At 63.8% G+C, this 16,343-nt stretch carries 12 protein-coding genes and 2 tRNA genes; 11 read left to right on the top strand and 3 right to left on the bottom strand.

The features are described from left to right. Nucleotides 1-9: 9 nt before the first annotated feature. A tRNA-Gly gene (locus CXQ88_RS16405) sits at nt 10-83 on the bottom strand. Between the two features lie 152 nt (nt 84-235). On the opposite strand from CXQ88_RS16405, the gene CXQ88_RS16400 reads away from it, so the two are divergent. The 6 genes from CXQ88_RS16400 (at nt 236) to CXQ88_RS16375 (ending at nt 5,537) form a co-directional block, all read left to right on the top strand. Continuing rightward, nucleotides 236-310, top strand: a tRNA-Pro gene (locus tag CXQ88_RS16400). An 82-nt stretch (nt 311-392) separates the two neighbouring features. After that, a complete protein-coding gene (gene tig / locus CXQ88_RS16395; protein ID WP_104045208.1) occupies nt 393-1,775 on the top strand; it encodes a trigger factor in 1,383 nt (460 codons plus the stop codon). A gap of 259 nt (nt 1,776-2,034) precedes the next feature. Next, entirely contained in the window at nt 2,035-2,658 is a 624-nt protein-coding gene (locus CXQ88_RS16390) for an ATP-dependent Clp protease proteolytic subunit (RefSeq protein WP_104045207.1), read from the top strand. Between the two features lie 36 nt (nt 2,659-2,694). Next, nucleotides 2,695-3,354 carry an ATP-dependent Clp protease proteolytic subunit gene (locus tag CXQ88_RS16385; RefSeq protein ID WP_104045206.1) on the top strand — a complete coding sequence of 220 codons (660 nt, stop codon included), beginning with the start codon at nt 2,695-2,697 and terminating at the stop codon, nt 3,352-3,354. Nucleotides 3,355-3,529: 175 nt separating this feature from the next. After that, nucleotides 3,530-4,810: an ATP-dependent Clp protease ATP-binding subunit ClpX gene (gene clpX / locus CXQ88_RS16380; RefSeq protein WP_104045205.1), complete on the top strand. Its 1,281-nt coding sequence runs from the start codon at nt 3,530-3,532 to the stop codon at nt 4,808-4,810. A 94-nt stretch (nt 4,811-4,904) separates the two neighbouring features. Continuing rightward, on the top strand, nt 4,905-5,537 hold the full coding sequence (locus CXQ88_RS16375; protein ID WP_104045204.1) for a mycothiol-dependent nitroreductase Rv2466c family protein: 633 nt from the start codon (nt 4,905-4,907) through the stop codon (nt 5,535-5,537). Between the two features lie 341 nt (nt 5,538-5,878). Here CXQ88_RS16375 and valS read toward each other — a convergent pair whose 3' ends face one another. Continuing rightward, nucleotides 5,879-8,500: a valine--tRNA ligase gene (gene valS / locus CXQ88_RS16370; protein ID WP_104045203.1), complete on the bottom strand. Its 2,622-nt coding sequence runs from the start codon at nt 8,498-8,500 to the stop codon at nt 5,879-5,881. A 127-nt stretch (nt 8,501-8,627) separates the two neighbouring features. Here valS and CXQ88_RS16365 point away from each other — a divergent pair, with 127 nt between their 5' ends. The 5 genes from CXQ88_RS16365 (at nt 8,628) to ndk (ending at nt 15,403) form a co-directional block, all read left to right on the top strand. After that, nucleotides 8,628-9,386 (top strand): SDR family oxidoreductase, encoded by a 759-nt coding sequence (locus CXQ88_RS16365; protein ID WP_104045202.1) that lies wholly within the window; start codon nt 8,628-8,630, stop codon nt 9,384-9,386. 389 nt (nt 9,387-9,775) lie between these two features. Further along, nucleotides 9,776-13,096: an isoleucine--tRNA ligase gene (gene ileS / locus CXQ88_RS16360; protein ID WP_104045201.1), complete on the top strand. Its 3,321-nt coding sequence runs from the start codon at nt 9,776-9,778 to the stop codon at nt 13,094-13,096. 3 nt (nt 13,097-13,099) lie between these two features. Then, on the top strand, nt 13,100-14,458 hold the full coding sequence (locus tag CXQ88_RS16355; protein ID WP_104045200.1) for a bifunctional folylpolyglutamate synthase/dihydrofolate synthase: 1,359 nt from the start codon (nt 13,100-13,102) through the stop codon (nt 14,456-14,458). A gap of 3 nt (nt 14,459-14,461) precedes the next feature. Then, a complete protein-coding gene (locus CXQ88_RS16350; protein WP_104045199.1) occupies nt 14,462-14,929 on the top strand; it encodes a DUF4233 domain-containing protein in 468 nt (155 codons plus the stop codon). 54 nt (nt 14,930-14,983) lie between these two features. Continuing rightward, nucleotides 14,984-15,403 (top strand): nucleoside-diphosphate kinase, encoded by a 420-nt coding sequence (gene ndk, locus CXQ88_RS16345; protein WP_104045198.1) that lies wholly within the window; start codon nt 14,984-14,986, stop codon nt 15,401-15,403. A gap of 81 nt (nt 15,404-15,484) precedes the next feature. Here the strand turns inward: ndk and CXQ88_RS16340 are convergent, their stop codons facing one another. Further along, a complete protein-coding gene (locus CXQ88_RS16340) occupies nt 15,485-16,168 on the bottom strand; it encodes a vitamin K epoxide reductase family protein (protein WP_104045197.1) in 684 nt (227 codons plus the stop codon). Nucleotides 16,169-16,343: the final 175 nt, after the last annotated feature.

The raw sequence follows: 16,343 nt of genomic DNA, 5'->3' as shown, positions 1-16,343 counted from the left end.
TTTTATCCTTGGAGGGGACGACGGGAATCGAACCCGCGTAATCAGTTTGGAAAACTGAGGCTTTACCATTAAGCTACGTCCCCGAAAGAAGATCCTTCTGCAGTGCTGGAAGGCGCTGGCAGACTGGCAACTTCGGGCTGACTGTTCAAGCCGGATATAACTAAACCTAATTCATGGCCTACGTGTCAAATGTGCAAAGACGGCGCGTATCACCGTAGACTTGCCTGTGCACTTACGGGGTGTAGCTCAGCTTGGCTAGAGCGCCTGCTTTGGGAGCAGGAAGTCGCAGGTTCAAATCCTGTCACCCCGACTCTGCGGCCCGGACCATTTGGACCGGGCAGGAACATTGCGTTTGCAGAAACCCATCCCACAAACCCAGGAGTACTTAGACCGTGAAGAGCGCTGTCGAGAACCTCACCCCCACGCGGGTCAAGCTCAATGTTGAGGTCCCCTTTGAGGAATTGAAGCCCAGCATCGACGAGGCCTACAAGACCGTTGCTTCGCAGATCCAGGTCCCTGGTTTCCGTAAGGGCAAGGTACCGGCCAAGCTCATCGACCAGCGCGTCGGCCGCGGCTACGTCCTTGAGACCGCCATTAACGAAGGCCTCAACGGCTGGTACCAGTCAGCTGTGCAGGAATCCGGTATCCGTCCCCTGAGCCGTCCCGAGGTTGAAATTACCGAGGTTCCGGACCCCACCTCCACCGACGGTGAACTGAAGTTCCACGCCGAGGTTGACGTCCGCCCCGAAATCGAGCTCCCGGACTACGCCGGCATCCAGGTTGAGGTTGCTGCAGCCCAGTCCTCCGATGAGGACGTTGACAAGGCCCTTGACGAACTGCGCGGCCGCTTCGGCACGCTGAAGTCCGTAGACCGTCCCGCTGCCGACGGCGACTTCCTCACCATCGACATCAACGCCACCATCGACGGCGAAGAGGTCGACTCCGCCGCAGGCCTGTCCTACCAGGTGGGCGCCGGCACCATGCTTGAGGGCCTGGACGAAGCTGTCACCGGCCTCAGCGCCGAGGAAGACGCCATCTTCAGCACCACCCTCGTGGGCGGCGACCACGCCGGTGAAGCATCCCAGGTCAAGGTAGTGGTCAAGGCCGTCAAGGAGCGCGAACTCCCCGAGGCCAACGACGACTTCGCCCAGCTGGCTTCCGAGTTCGACACCCTTGCCGAGCTCCGCGAAGACCTCGCCAAGCAGGCCGCCGACTCCAAGATCGTTGAGCAGGGCGTCGAAGCCCGCGACAAGGTCCTGGACAAGCTCGTTGAGCTGGTGGAGGTTCCCGTTCCGGACTCAGTGGTCGAAGAGCAGCTCGAAGCCCACTTCAAGGAGGGCAGCGGCCACGGTGAAGGCGAGCACGACACCGAGGAGCACCGTGAAGAGGTCCGGGCCAATACCGCCCGCGCTTTCCAGAATGAAATAATCCTCGACGCCATTGCGGAGAAGGAAGAAGTCAACGTCAGCCAGAACGAGCTGATCGACTACATCGTCACCACCGCCAGCCAGTACGGCATGGATCCCAACCAGTTCGCCCAGATCATCGATCAGAGCGGCCAGGTCCCCATGATGGTTTCCGAGGTCCGCCGCCGCAAGGCACTGGCTGTTGTCCTTGGCCAGGCCACGGTGACCGACACCGAGGGCAAGACTGTTGACCTCACCGACTTCGTCAGCCCCGGCGGGGAAGAGGAAGCTCCCGCATTGGACGCCGACGAAGCAGCAGCTGAGGCACCCGAGGCTGTTGAGGAAGACAAGGCAGAGGCCAAGGCCTAGTAAACCTCGCTGTCAACGCATTACTTGCCGTAAGGCAGATTTGAACGGCCCCCGGATCCATTGATCCGGGGGCCGTTTGTGTTGGATCGGGGCACGCTTCCGTAAGGCGCGCGCCGATCGTGCGCCGTCAGCGAACAGCCCACGGTGTGCGACCAAAACGTCGGTGAAACCGGTTAGTGTCCAAGTAGAGATTTTCAGTGATGTCACCGTCACCAGTGAGAGGTAAGTACACATGTCACAGCACGCAGAGGCCCCCCGGATGGCTACTGTCGATCCTGCAGCCCAGGACAACTACATCTACAACCGCCTCCTCAAGGAGCGGATCATCTGGCTGGGCTCAGAGGTGCGTGACGAGAACGCCAACGCCATCTGCTCACAGCTCCTCCTCCTCTCTGCGGAGAACCCGCAAAAGGACATCTACCTTTACATCAACTCTCCCGGCGGTTCCGTCACGGCAGGCATGGCGATCTACGACACCATGCAGTTCATCCCGAACGACGTCGTCACCGTGGCCACCGGACTTGCCGCCTCCATGGGGCAGTTCCTGCTTTCCTCAGGCACCAAGGGCAAGCGGTACGCCACCCCGAACGCGCGCGTCCTGATGCACCAGCCCTCCGGCGGCATCGGCGGCACGGCCTCGGACATCAAGATCCAGGCCGAACTCATCCTTCACATGAAGAAGGTCATGGCTGAGCTGACCGCCGACCAGACCGGCCAGTCCGTGGAAACCATCCTCAAGGACAACGACCGCGACAAGTGGTTCACCGCCACGGAGGCCCTCGAATACGGTTTCTTCGACAAGATCGCTGCCCACGCAGGATCGGTTGCCGGCGGCGGCGGGACGTCGAACGGCACCTCGGGCGAATCCGCCTCCGAGAACTAACCGGCACAAGAACACTCAGATCAGGAGCAACAGAAAATGAACTACAACTTCGGGTGGTCCGCCGGTAATCTTCCGTCCAGCCGCTACGTCCTGCCCCAGTTTGAGGAGCGCACGCCCTACGGCTTCAAGCGCCAGGACCCCTACACCAAGCTCTTCGAGGACCGCATCATCTTCCTCGGCGTCCAGGTGGACGACGCTTCCGCTGACGACGTCATGGCGCAGCTGCTGGTCCTGGAGTCCACGGATCCGGACCGCGACATCACCCTTTACATCAATTCGCCGGGCGGATCCTTCACGGCCATGACGGCGATCTACGACACCATGCAGTACATCCGGCCTGAAATCCAGACCGTGTGCCTGGGCCAGGCGGCCAGTGCCGCTGCTGTCCTGCTGGCAGCCGGCACGCCTGGCAAACGCCTGGCCCTGCCGAACGCACGGGTCCTGATCCACCAGCCGGCGCTGTCCGGCGGCCAGGGTGGCCAGGCCTCCGACCTGGAGATCCAGGCCGCCGAGGTCATGCGCATGCGTTCCTGGCTTGAGGACACGCTGGCGCACCACTCCGGACGGACATCGGAGCAGGTCAACAACGACATTGAGCGAGACAAGATCCTGACCGCGGAAGAAGCCCAGACGTACGGCCTGATCGACCAGGTCCTGGATTCACGCAAGATCAAACCGCAGGCCATCACCAGGTAGCGGTAAAGGAAAGCGCCGGTGGCGCCAATCATTTGGCTCCACCGGCCTTTTCCTTCCACCCTCGGAAGCGAATGTGACCTAGAGTGGATGTTGTCACGACCGGTCCAAGCAGGCTGGTGGAGATTCCAGCAACGGTGCAAGGCTGCCTGGCAGCAAGATACTAAGGGGTTCACATATGGCTCGGATTGGCGAGAGCACGGATCTGCTGAAGTGCTCTTTCTGCGGAAAGAGCCAGAAGCAGGTTCGCAAGCTCATTGCCGGGCCCGGTGTCTACATCTGTGATGAATGCATTGAGCTTTGCAACGAAATCATCGAAGAGGAACTTGCGGAGGTTGCCGATCTTGGCAGCTTCGAGCTTCCCAAGCCGCGCGAAATCTTCGACTTCCTGCAGGAATACGTCATCGGCCAGGAGCCTGCCAAACGCTCCCTCGCCGTCGCCGTCTACAACCACTACAAGCGGATCCAGGCCGGCCACGCGCCGAAGTCCGGAAGCCTGGCTGAGGGTGTCCACCACGACGACGTCGAGATCGCCAAGTCCAACATCCTCCTTATCGGACCCACCGGCTGCGGAAAGACCTACCTTGCCCAGACGCTCGCCCGACGCCTGAACGTACCTTTCGCTGTAGCAGACGCCACCGCCCTGACCGAGGCCGGCTATGTCGGTGAGGACGTGGAGAACATCCTCCTCAAGCTCATCCAGGCCGCGGACTACGACGTCAAAAAAGCTGAGCAGGGCATCATCTACATCGACGAGATCGATAAAATCTCCCGCAAGAGCGAAAACCCCTCCATCACCCGGGATGTCTCCGGCGAGGGCGTCCAGCAGGCGCTCCTGAAGATCCTGGAGGGCACTGTTGCCTCCGTTCCTCCGCAGGGCGGCCGGAAGCACCCGCACCAGGAATTCATTCAGATCGACACCACCAACGTTCTGTTCATCGTGGCCGGAGCCTTTGCCGGGCTCGAGGAAATCATCGGTTCGCGGTCGGGCCGGAAGGGGATTGGCTTCGGCGCACCCCTGAACGAGGCCAGCAAGAAGATCGACTCCTACGGTGAAGTGATGCCGGAGGACCTGCTGAAGTTCGGACTCATCCCCGAGTTCATCGGCCGGCTCCCCGTCATCACCACTGTGTCCAACCTGGACCGGGATGCCTTGATCCAGATCCTCTCCACGCCCAAGAACGCCCTGGTGAAGCAGTACCAGAAGATGTTCCAGATTGACGGCGTGGAGCTGGTGTTTGACGACACCGCCCTGGACGCCATCGCCGAGCAGGCACTGGAACGCGGCACCGGTGCCCGTGGTTTGCGCGCCATCATGGAGGAAGTGCTGCTCCCCGTGATGTTCGATCTCCCGAGCCGCGAAGACGTGGCCAGTGTGGTTGTCACCGAGGACGTCGTCCTGAACGGCGCGGAGCCGACCATGATCCCGCACGTCACCAAGCGCCGGAAGTCGGCCTGATCCGGGACCTGCCCGGAGCCCAGTTGCCTGACGCGCTGTATCGCCACTCCCGTTGGCTGCCTTCTGCGCAGCCAGCCACCCGGAAGGATTCCCCATGACTGAAGCTCCTGCCAATACTGAAACTGCACGGAACAAGGCAGATTTTTGGTTCGATCCGCTGTGCCCGTTCGCCTGGATCACCTCCCGCTGGATCGGCGAGGTGGAAGGCGTTCGCGACATCGAAACCGTTTGGCACGTCATGAGCCTTGCCGTCCTCAATGAGGGCCGCGACCTTGAGCCCGCCTACCGCGAATCCATGGACAACGCCTGGGGCCCGGTCCGCGTGATTATCGCCGCGCAGCAGGAACACGGCCAGGAAGCGGTCAAGGCGCTGTATGACGCCATGGGCTCGCTGATCCATGAGCGCGGCGAGAAGGACCGTGCCGTCGTCATTACCAAGGCACTCGCGGAATGCGGTCTTCCTGCCGAGCTGGCAGCAGCCGCCACTACTGATGCCTTGGACGGCAGGCTGCGCGCAAGCCACGAGGAAGGCATCTCGCTGGTGGGCCAGGACGTCGGAACCCCGGTGGTGGCTTTCAACGGAACCGCGTTCTTTGGCCCCGTCCTCACCCGCATCCCGCGCGGCGAAGACGCGGGCAAGCTGTGGGACGCCACCACGGCGATTGCTTCCTACCCACACTTCTTCGAGCTCAAGCGCAGCCGCACGGAGCGGCCCGAATTCCATTAGAAACCGATCCTGCCGGCCCTGCGGCGGGATGCAAAGAGCCCCGGTAGAACTACTCGTTTGTAGTTCTACCGGGGCTCTTGCGCTTCCGGAAGAGCAGGACAAGAATGGTTTTTACCCCTTCGAAAGAAGTGGGACGCAGAAACCAAAGATTCAGTGATATGCATTCAACGCAGCCATCGGCAAAGTTAGAAGCAGGCTACCAGTGACGAGGTAGGAAGACCTGAAGATCCGAGGATTCTGCCAGACCATCAAAGACGTCACCGGATGGCCGAAAAGTCGAAGCCCCACCAACGGCAAAACGCTGATGGGGCTTCCCCTTTGCCCTGAAACAGGCAGCCCGGTCAGGCCTGCACGGGCTCCTCGGTGGCAGCCAGGGCCACGTCACTGACGGTCAGATCGCCGTCGCCCACCAGCAAGCTGATTTCCCGGGCGTTTGAGGCTGCCTTGAGGTCGGCAAGTCCCGCCTTCAGCTGCGTGGTGAGTGCTTCCGAAGCCGTGATGGTGGCCGAGAGAACCTCCGTGCGCTGCTTGACCTTTGCCTCGGACTTCGCCTTGCGGACACCGCTCAACGCAACACCAACGGTGGCAAGCAAAGTGGTGTCACCGCCGGGGACGTCCAACGGTGCGGGCCACTCGGCGCGGTGGACGGAGCCGTTGCGCCACCACCCCCAGACCTCTTCGGTGGCAAAGGGAAGGAACGGCGCGAACAGCCGGAGCAGGGTGTCCAGGGTGGTGGCCAGGGCTGCGAGCACGGAAGCCTGTTCGGCTTCGCCTGCGGCACCGTAGGCCCGGTCCTTGATGAGTTCCACGTAGTCGTCCGTGAACTGCCAGAAGAAGCTTTCGGTGATCTGCAGTGCACGGGCGTAATCGTAGTTCTCGAAGGCCTTGGTGGACTGGGCCACAACCTCTGCGAGCTGGGCAAGTACGGCCCGGTCCAGCGGGTTGCTGAGCACCGAGAGGTCACCGGAGAGCACCGATGCCTCTGTTGCGCCGAGGTTCAGCACAAACTTCGAGGCGTTCAGCAGCTTGATGGCCAGGCGCCGGCCGATCTTCATCTGGGCGATCTCGTAGGCGGTGTCGGCCCCGAGCTTCGCCGAAGCGGCCCAGTAGCGGACAGCATCCGAGCCGTATTCCTCCAGCACATCGGTGGGGACCACCACGTTGCCCTTGGACTTGGACATCTTTTTACGGTCGGGGTCGAGGATCCAGCCGGAGATGGCAGCGTGCTTCCAGGGCGCGCTGTTCTCCAGGGCGTCCGCGCGGACCACCGAGGAGAAAAGCCAGGTCCGGATAATGTCGTGGCCCTGGGGCCGGACGTCGAACGGGAACACCTTGGCGAAGAGTTCCTCGTCCCGCTTCCAGCCGCCCACGATCTTGGGCGTCAGTGAGGACGTTGCCCAGGTGTCCAGGATGTCGGCGTCGCCGGCGAAGCCGCCGGGAACATCGCGCTGGGCCTCATTGAAGCCCGGAGCGGCGTCCGCAGCGGGGTCCACGGGCAACTGGTCGTCGGACGGCACGATGGGGGAGTCGTAGTCCGGGTTGCCGTCGGCGTCCAGCGGGTACCAGACGGGGATGGGCACACCGAAGAAGCGTTGGCGGGAAACCAGCCAGTCACCGTTCAGGCCCGAAATCCAGTTCTCGTAGCGGGAGCGCATGAAGGCGGGGTGGAAGTCGATCTCCTGGCCGCGGGCGATGAGCCGCTCCCGGCGGTCCTCGTCCCGGCCGCCATTGCGGATGTACCACTGGCGTGACGTCACAACTTCAAGGGGCTTGTCGCCCTTTTCGTAGAAGTTCACGGGGTGCATGATCTTCTTGGGCTCGCCCTCGAGCAGGTCCGCGGCGGTGAGGAGCTTCACCACCTCTTCCTTGGCGCTGAAGACGGTCTTGCCCGCGATCGCGGCGAAGGCCTCCCGGCCAATGTCGGTGGTGATCCACTCGGGGGCCTCGCTGATGATCCGGCCGTCCCGGCCCACGATGGCTCGGGTGGGAAGCTGCAGTTCGCGCCACCAGGTGACGTCGGTCAGGTCGCCGAAGGTACACACCATGGCGATGCCGGAGCCCTTGTCGGCTTTGGCGAGCGGGTGCGGCTTGACCTCCACCTCAACGCCGAAGACGGGGGACGTGACCTTCTTGCCGAACAGCGGCTGGTACCGTTCGTCGTCGGGATTCGCCACCAGTGCGGCGCAGGCCGCCAGCAGTTCGGGACGGGTGGTCTCGACGTAGATCCGCTCCCCGTCCTCCGTGAAGAATGGGTAGCGGTAGTACGCCCCGGGCACCTCGCGGTCCTCCAGCTCGGCCTGGGCTACCGCAGTACGGAACGTTACGTCCCAGAGGGTGGGTGCCTCGGCCATGTAGGCGTCGCCCGCGGAGAGGTTGGCCAGGAAGGCCCGCTGCGAGACCGCTCGGGAGTTGTCGTCGATGGTGCGGTAGGTCAGCTCCCAGTCCACGGACAGGCCAAGCGTCTGGAAGAGGTTCTCGAAGACCTTCTCGTCCTCGACGGCAAGCTCCTCGCACATCTCGATGAAGTTCCGGCGGGAGACTACGTCGAAGTCCCGCTGGTTCTTCGCCGGCTGCGCCGGCGGCTGGTAGTCGGCGTTGTACGGGATGGCGGGGTCGCAGCGGACGCCGTAGTAGTTCTGCACGCGGCGTTCGGTGGGCAGGCCGTTGTCGTCCCAGCCCATGGGGTAGAAGACGTTCTTGCCGGTCATGCGCTGGTAGCGCGCCAGCACGTCGGTCTGCGTGTAGGAGAACATATGCCCCACGTGCAGTGATCCGGAGGCGGTGGGAGGGGGAGTGTCGATCGAGTAGACCTGCTCCCGGGTGGTGTCCCGGTTGAACTTGTAGGTCCCCTCGGCGAGCCAGCGCTGCGTCAAGGCAGCTTCGAGGCCTTCGAGGGCCGGCTTGTCCGGAACGTTGATGGGGGCGGTGTTGGGCGTGTCTGTACCCTGCGTGTCTTCAGCCATCTGCCAATTGTTTCATGGACGGGCCCGTCCGCCGGTCGGCAGCGGCTCCGGCTGCCACGTGGGCCCCAGTGTCATCGGACGACATCCGTCCGGGCCTTCCTCCGGCGGCTGCCGCTAGGGTGGTGCCATGACTTCGGATTTGCAGAAAAAGGCAGCTTTGGTGACCGGTGCGAGCAGCGGAATCGGGGAGGCGACGGTCCGCGCGCTGGCAGCCCAGGGGTGGACAGTATTCGCCGTGGCCCGCCGCGCAGAGCGTCTTGCCGCCCTCGAAGCCGAGACCGGCGCCGTCGCGATTCCTGCTGACATTTCCGAGGACGATGACGTGTCCCGGCTGCTCGCCCGGGTGACCGAAGCCGGGGGAATAGACACCCTGGTCAACATCGCCGGCGGAGCCAGGGGAGCGGACGCCATTGGCGCCGCAAGCACGGAGGACTGGGAGTGGATGTACCGGGTCAACGTGCTGGGCACTATGAAACTCACCCGCGCATTCCTGCCGATGCTCCGCGCCCACGGCGAAGGGACCGTGCTGAACCTGACCTCCACGGCCGGGCTGACCGCCTACGAGGGCGGGGGCGGCTACAACGCTGCCAAGTTCGCCCAGCATGCCATGACCGGGGCTCTGCGGCTTGAGGAAGTGGAAAACAATCTCCGGGTCATTGAAGTGGCTCCCGGTCTGGTTTACACCGAGGAGTTCGCGCTTAACCGGTTGGGTGACCGGCAGGCAGCCGACAAGGTGTACCAGGGGGTCGAAAAGCCGCTCACGGCAGAAGACGTGGCGGAAGTGGTCCGGTACGCCGTGACTGCCCCGCACCACGTCAACCTGGACCAGATCGTGATCCGGCCGGTGGCGCAGGCCGCGAACCACAAGCTGATCCGCAAGGGGTAGCAACCAAGGCAGCACCAGGCGCGCCGCCACCGCCTTCCATTCCGCCCACCCGCGCCGTGCCTCTGCCCACGCTTATTGGTGGGAAGGCTGTGGAAATAGTAGACTCGAAAACGGCTATGACCCGGCTATCACCGGCGAGCTTCCGGAAGAACGCGCAAACCGCCTGCCGGGCGGGGAAGCGTCAGTAGAACCGGACGGGTAAGCCCGTCACAGCAGTAATGAGAGGCCGGAGCCGGCCCGTTCCCCCGGGAACTGGCAGCGCCGGTAAGTGAGGTGGTACCGCGGTGAGCGTGTAGTCCGGCGGACAACACGGCAACCGTCCTCGCATCCTGAACGGAACTGACAGGCGCAAGCCGGCAGTTCACCAAGCTCAACCCAGGATGTCGAGAATGACGTATTACCCCAAGGCCTCAGCCTCCACCAGTGGCACGCCCGGCGTTTCCGCTTCCGTGAAGTTCCCGGAAGTCGAAGAGCGCATCCTCAAATACTGGGACCAGGACGGCACCTTCCAGGCCAGCATCGACCAGCGCAGCGCGGACACCCCCGGCGGCCAACCCGGCAGCAACGAGTTCGTCTTCTACGACGGCCCGCCCTTCGCCAACGGCCTGCCGCACTACGGCCACCTGCTGACCGGCTATGCCAAGGACCTGGTGGGCCGCTACCAGACCCAGCGCGGCAAGCGCGTGGAGCGCCGCTTCGGCTGGGACACCCACGGCCTGCCGGCGGAGCTTGAAGCCATGAAGCAGCTCGGCATGACGGACAAGACTCAGATCGAAGCCATGGGTATCGACAAGTTCAATGACGCCTGCCGTGCCTCAGTGATGAAGTACGCCGACGAGTGGCGAAACTACGTGACACGCCAGGCACGGTGGGTCGACTTCGACAACGACTACAAGACCCTCAACGTCGAGTACATGGAGTCCGTCCTCTGGGCGTTCAAGCAGCTCCACGAAAAGGGCCTGACCTACAACGGCTACCGCGTGCTGCCGTACTGCTGGAAAGACGAGACGCCGCTGTCCAACCATGAGCTGCGCATGGACGACGACGTCTACAAGAACCGCCAGGACCAGACCGTTACGGTCACGTTCCCCATCACCGCCGGTGAGTCCGAACTATCGCGGCAGCTCGCCGGTGTGCAGGCCCTGGCCTGGACCACCACGCCCTGGACGCTTCCCACCAACGCCGCGCTCGCGGTCGGGCCCTCCATCACCTACGCCGTGCTGCCGGCAGGACCCAACGGCATCAAGGCCGCTTCCGCTGACGCACCCGTGAACGGCAGCTTCCTGCTCGCCGCGGACCTGCTGGCCAGCTACGCCAAGGACCTGGGGTACGACGACTTCGACGCAGCACAGGCTGCCGTCGTGTCCACCCACACCGGCGCGGAGCTGGAAGGCCTGGCGTACAAGCCGCTGTGGCATGACTTCAGCGATAACGAGAAATACGGCATGGAGAACGCCTGGCGCTTCCTCGTGGCCGATTACGTCACCACCACCGACGGCACCGGCATCGTCCACCAGGCGCCCGCCTACGGCGAGGATGACCAAAAAGTCTGCGAAGAGGCCGGGATCCCGGTGATCCTCTCCGTTGATGAGGGCGCCAAGTTCCTCCCGCTCTTCAAGCACGGTGACCTGCACGACATCGTGGGCCTGCAGGTCTTCGAAGCCAATAAGCCCATCACCCAGGTGCTCCGTGCCCAGGGCCGCCTGGTCCGCCAGGCCAGTTACGAGCACAGCTACCCTCACTGCTGGCGCTGCCGCAACCCGCTGATCTATCGGGCCGTGTCCTCCTGGTACGTCGAGGTCACCAAGTTCAAGGACCGGATGTCCGAGCTGAACCAGGAGATCAACTGGATCCCCGGAAACGTCAAGGACGGCCAGTTCGGAAAGTGGCTGGCCAACGCCCGCGACTGGTCCATCAGCCGCAACCGCTACTGGGGCAGCCCCATCCCCGTGTGGCAGTCCAGCGACCCCGAATACCCCCGCACTGACGTCTACGGCTCACTCGCCGAGATCGAGGCGGACTTCGGCCGCCTGCCCCTGAACAAGGACGGCCAGGTTGACCTGCACCGCCCGTTCATCGACGAGCTGACCAGGCCCAACCCGGACGATCCCCGCACCCCCGAAGAGGGCCAGTCGGTGATGCGCCGCGTGGAGGACGTGCTGGACGTCTGGTTCGACTCAGGCTCCATGCCCTACGGCCAGGTGCACTACCCCTTCCAGAACGAAGCCTGGTTCGATACGCACAACCCGGCCGACTTCATCGTGGAGTACATCGGCCAGACCCGCGGCTGGTTCTACATGCTGCACATCCTTTCCACGGCGCTGTTCGACCGGCCTGCCTTCCGCAACGTCATCAGCCACGGCATCGTCCTGGGCTCCGACGGGCAGAAGATGTCCAAGAGCCTGCGCAACTACCCGGACGTCTCCGAGGTGCTGGACCGGGACGGCTCCGACGCCATGCGCTGGTTCCTGATGTCCAGCCCCATCCTCCGCGGCGGCAACCTTGTGGTCACCGAGCAGGGAATCCGCGACGGCGTCCGCCAGGTCATCCTGCCGCTGTGGAACGTGTACAGCTTCTTCACGCTGTACACGAACGCCGCTTCCGGCGGCGCGGGCTATGACGCCAAACTCCGCTACGACGGTTACGACGACACGCTTGACCAGTACCTGCTGGCCAACACCGGGGAACTGGTCCGCAACATGACGGTTCAGCTGGACACCTACGACATCTCCGGTGCCTGCGACGAACTGCGCAGCTACCTGGACATGCTCACCAACTGGTACGTCCGCCGGAGCCGCCAGCGGTTCTTCGATGAGGACCAGGACGCCTTCGACGCGCTGTTCACCGCGCTGGAGACCGTCTCCCGCGTGGCAGCTTCCCTCCTGCCGTTGGTGTCCGAGGAGATCTGGCGGGGCCTGACCGGCGGCCGCTCCGTGCACCTGGCCGACTGGCCGGATGCCGGCCTGTTCCCGGCCAACCCGGACCTGGTTGAGGCCATGGACAAGGTTCAGCAGATCTGCTCCACCGGTTCCTCGCTCCGCAAGGCAGCGAACCTCCGTGTCCGCCTGCCGCTGCAGGAACTGACGGTTGTGGCACCCGGCGCCGACGCGCTGGGCGGCTTTGCCGCCGTTGTGGCCGACGAGCTCAACCTCCGTTCGGTCAGGCTGCTGGACGCGGCCACTGCTTCTCCGGAGGAGTTCGGGATCCAGCAGAAACTGGTGGTCAACGCCCGCGCCGCCGGCCCCCGCCTGGGCAAGAACGTGCAACTGGCCATCAAGGGGTCCAAGTCTGGTGATTGGTCAGTGCAGACAATCAATGGTGTCGACGGCGTCGTTATTGCAGGAGGGCTCCAACTGGAACCCCACGAGTACACGCTGGAGACAGTGGTGGCAGAGTCCGAGGGCGGCAGCGCGTCTGTCGCAGTGCTGCCGGGCGGGGGCTTCGTGGTCCTCAACACCGAGGTCACACCCGAGCTGGAGGCCGAAGGCCTCGCCCGCGACATGGTCCGCGCCATCCAGCAGGCCCGCAAGGACGCCGGACTGAATGTCAGCGACCGGATCCGGACCGCTGTGACTGCGCCGCCGAACGTCGTCGACGCCCTGCTTGCAAACGCTGACCTGGTCAAGGGCGAAACCCTCACCGTGGACCTCACGGCGGAACCCGCGGACATCGCAGAGCCGGCTGTCGCCGTCGAAAAAGTAGAGGCGTAATTCATGACTGACGAATTTTCCGTAGAAAGCGTCTACGCCGAGCTGCTGGGCCGGGCGCCGGAAAACAAGATGGAGCCACGGCTTGCCCCGCTGTTCCGGGCGATGGACGTGCTGGGGGAGCCGAACAAGGCGTTCCCGATCATCCACGTCACCGGTACCAACGGCAAGACCTCCACCGCCCGGATGATCGAATCGGTCCTGCGGGCCCACGGCCTCAGCACCGGCCGGTACACCAGCCCGCACCTGACGAAAGTCACCGAACGGATCAGCATCGACGGGCATCCAGTCCCGGACGAGACCTTCGTCCGGATCTGGGACGAGATCCGGCCGTACCTGCAGATTGTCGACTCGGAGCTGGAAGCCGACGGGCAGCCGCGCCTGACGTACTTCGAATGCCTCACCATCCTGGGCTTTGCGATCTTCGCCGACCAGCCCGTCAACGTGGCAGTCATCGAAGTGGGCCTGGGCGGCATCACGGATGCCACCAACGTGGGGGACGGCCAGGTTTCGGTGGTTACCCCCATTTCCCTGGACCACACCGACCTGCTGGGTGACACCACAGAGGACATCGCACACGAGAAGGCCGGCATCATCAAGCCCGGCGGCTACCTCATCAGCGCCGCCCAGCCGCTTGACGCAGCCCAAGTCCTGCTGGAGAAGGCCAATGACGTCGGCGTGCCCTTCAAGTTCGAGGGCGTGGAGTTCGGCGTCGAAGCCCGGACCGTGGCAGTCGGCGGCCAGATGGTCACCATGCAGGGCATCGCGGGCCGTTACCCGGATCTGCTGGTGCCGCTTCACGGAGCCCACCAGGCGCAGAACGCCGCCGTGGCTGTGGCAGCGCTGGAAGCGTTCTTCGGCGGCGAAAAGGAACTCGGCTTCGATGTCCTGCAGGAAGGCTTCGCGGAAGTGACTTCCCCGGGCCGGCTGGAAGTGGTGCGCACGGCACCCACCATCGTGGTGGACGCCGCCCACAACCCCGACGGCGTCAAGGTGTCCGCGGCAGCCCTTCAGGAAGCCTTCACCTTCACCAGGCTTGTCCCGGTGGTGGGAATCCTCAAGGAAAAGGATGCCGAGGAGATCCTCCGCCAACTCAAGGAGTCCTTGGGCGGAATGGCTGAGGAGTACTGCTTCACCCAGTCGAACTCCCCGCGCGCCGTACCGGCAGCTGAACTCGCCGAGCTCGCCATCGAGCTCGGCTTCGGCGAGGACAACGTGCACGTGGCGGAGAAGCTCGACGACGCCCTGGAGTGGGCTGTGGAGCGCGCCGAAGCAAACGACGATCTTTCCGGCGGCGTGCTGGTGACCGGCTCGATCACGCTGGTGGCCGAAGCGCGGATCCTGCTCGGGAAGACGGAGGCGTAGCGAGTGGCGAAGCTGACCAAAGCACAGCGCGAGTGGCGGCCGGGCATGCCCAAGAAGCGTCGCTCCACCAAGGTGATGTTCGCTTCCACCGTGTTGCTCCTGGAAGCCTTCGTGATGTTCTTCGCCACCCTGGCGGTGTTCGGGTTGCGCCGCGGTGAGTTCCCGCCGGCACTGATCCTCGGCGTCGGCATCGGCCTGAGCGTGGTGATGATTGTTGCCTGCGCCTTCCTCACCAAACCCTGGGGAATCGGGCTCGGGTGGATCCTGCAGCTGGTCCTGATCTTCACCGGGATCTTCGAGCCCGCCATGTTCCTGGTCGGCGCCCTGTTTGCACTGGCCTGGTGGTACGGGATCCGCACCGGAATCCGCCTGGACCGGGAAGCCGGCGAGCGGGCACGCGAACAGGCCGCATGGGAAGCGGCCCATCCGGACCAGGCCGCCGGCCCCGGCCAGCAGCCCCCATCCCTGTAAACAAAGTCCCCGTAGACTTGACCCGAAACCCCATACCAACGCATTGGAGCAGTTGTGACTACTGAGCGCACCCTCGTCCTGATCAAGCCCGACGGCGTCGCCCGCAACCTCACCGGCGCCATCCTGGCCCGGATCGAAGCCAAGGGCTACACCCTGGCCGAGCTGAAGAAGGTGGACGCGTCCCGTGAGCTGCTCGAGCAGCATTACGAGGAGCACGTGGGCAAGCCCTTCTACGAGCCGCTGGTCGAGTTCATGCTCTCCGGTCCCGTGGTGGCAGCCATCTTCGAAGGCCACCGCGTCATCGAAGGCTTCCGCTCCCTGGCCGGCACCACCGACCCCACCACGGCAGCGCCGGGCACCATCCGCGGCGACTTCGGCCGCGACTGGGGCCTGAAGGTCCAGCAGAACCTGGTGCACGGCTCCGACTCCACGGACTCCGCCGAGCGCGAGATCAAGATCTGGTTCCAAGACTAGACAGCACGAGATTACAGATAAGGCCGATGTTCGTCGAGAACATCGGCCTTATCTATTACCCTGCGGGGTTTGTGTGGGCGGTTAGAAGCCCGAGGTTCCGGCGAAGACCTGAATGAAGGCAAAGAAGATGGTGGCTATGACGGCCACGTAGAGCAGTGCTGTGATGATCCAGCCGGAGTCGCCCACGATGCGGGCCGCGTTTTCCGGCACCGGAATCACCCGGGCCGTAATATTCCTGATGGTCACCCAGACGAAGAGGGGAATCATGGCCGCCCAGACGATCATGCAGAACGGGCAGAGGACGTGAATGTCGTAGAGCGCCTGCGACCACAGCCACACCACAAAGATGAAACCGAGCGTGACGCCTGCCTGCAGCCCTGCCCAGAACCAGCGGGCAAAGGTTGCCCCTGCCAGTAGGGCCATGCCCACCGTGATGATGACGCCGAACGCCACGATGCCGATAAACATATTGGGGAAGCCAAACAGGGAGCTCTGCCACGTCTGCATCACCTGGCCACAGGAGATCCAGGGGTTCACATCGCACACCGTGGTGTGGTTGGGGTCCTGGAGCACCGCGAGCTTTTCCAGGACCAGGGTTCCCGAGGCGATCCAGCCGATGGCCCCCGTGATCACCAGCAGCCAGCCGAAGGGCCGGTTCCGGGTCATCGCAGGGACAGCTCCTGCTGTCCTGCCGGCCGGGTCGCTGCCCTGGTTCAGGCTCCGTTCCTGGGCCGGGGTGCCGCTGAGGGGGGAGATGCTGGGCATTGGTGTGGCGTCCTTTTCATCCGGTGCTCCTTGCCTGATTGTAACGCCGGAGGCTGGAAGGACCGTCCAGATGAGTGGGAAGAGCCTTTGGATTTGGTGCTGCCTCCCACGTGATTTAGTCCGGGTATGAGAGAATAAACATGGCTGGAAGCCGATCCACATTCGGACTCCGGTC

Origin of the sequence: Arthrobacter sp. ZGTC412, assembly GCF_002929215.1 — a bacterium.
Lineage (GTDB): Bacteria > Actinomycetota > Actinomycetes > Actinomycetales > Micrococcaceae > Arthrobacter.
Note: the sequence above shows the minus strand (reverse complement) of the source record. Positions and strands in the feature narration are given on the sequence as shown.

What these genes read in the sequence shown, in the direction of transcription:
- valS (WP_104045203.1), bottom strand. Translation starts at nt 8,500, where the DNA reads ATGGCTGAAGACACGCAGGGTACAGACACGCCCAACACCGCCCCCATC.
- CXQ88_RS16375 (WP_104045204.1), top strand. Translation starts at nt 4,905, where the DNA reads ATGACTGAAGCTCCTGCCAATACTGAAACTGCACGGAACAAGGCAGAT.
- CXQ88_RS16365 (WP_104045202.1), top strand. Translation starts at nt 8,628, where the DNA reads ATGACTTCGGATTTGCAGAAAAAGGCAGCTTTGGTGACCGGTGCGAGC.
- CXQ88_RS16385 (WP_104045206.1), top strand. Translation starts at nt 2,695, where the DNA reads ATGAACTACAACTTCGGGTGGTCCGCCGGTAATCTTCCGTCCAGCCGC.
- ileS (WP_104045201.1), top strand. Translation starts at nt 9,776, where the DNA reads ATGACGTATTACCCCAAGGCCTCAGCCTCCACCAGTGGCACGCCCGGC.
- clpX (WP_104045205.1), top strand. Translation starts at nt 3,530, where the DNA reads ATGGCTCGGATTGGCGAGAGCACGGATCTGCTGAAGTGCTCTTTCTGC.
- CXQ88_RS16390 (WP_104045207.1), top strand. Translation starts at nt 2,035, where the DNA reads ATGGCTACTGTCGATCCTGCAGCCCAGGACAACTACATCTACAACCGC.
- CXQ88_RS16340 (WP_104045197.1), bottom strand. Translation starts at nt 16,168, where the DNA reads ATGCCCAGCATCTCCCCCCTCAGCGGCACCCCGGCCCAGGAACGGAGC.
- CXQ88_RS16355 (WP_104045200.1), top strand. Translation starts at nt 13,100, where the DNA reads ATGACTGACGAATTTTCCGTAGAAAGCGTCTACGCCGAGCTGCTGGGC.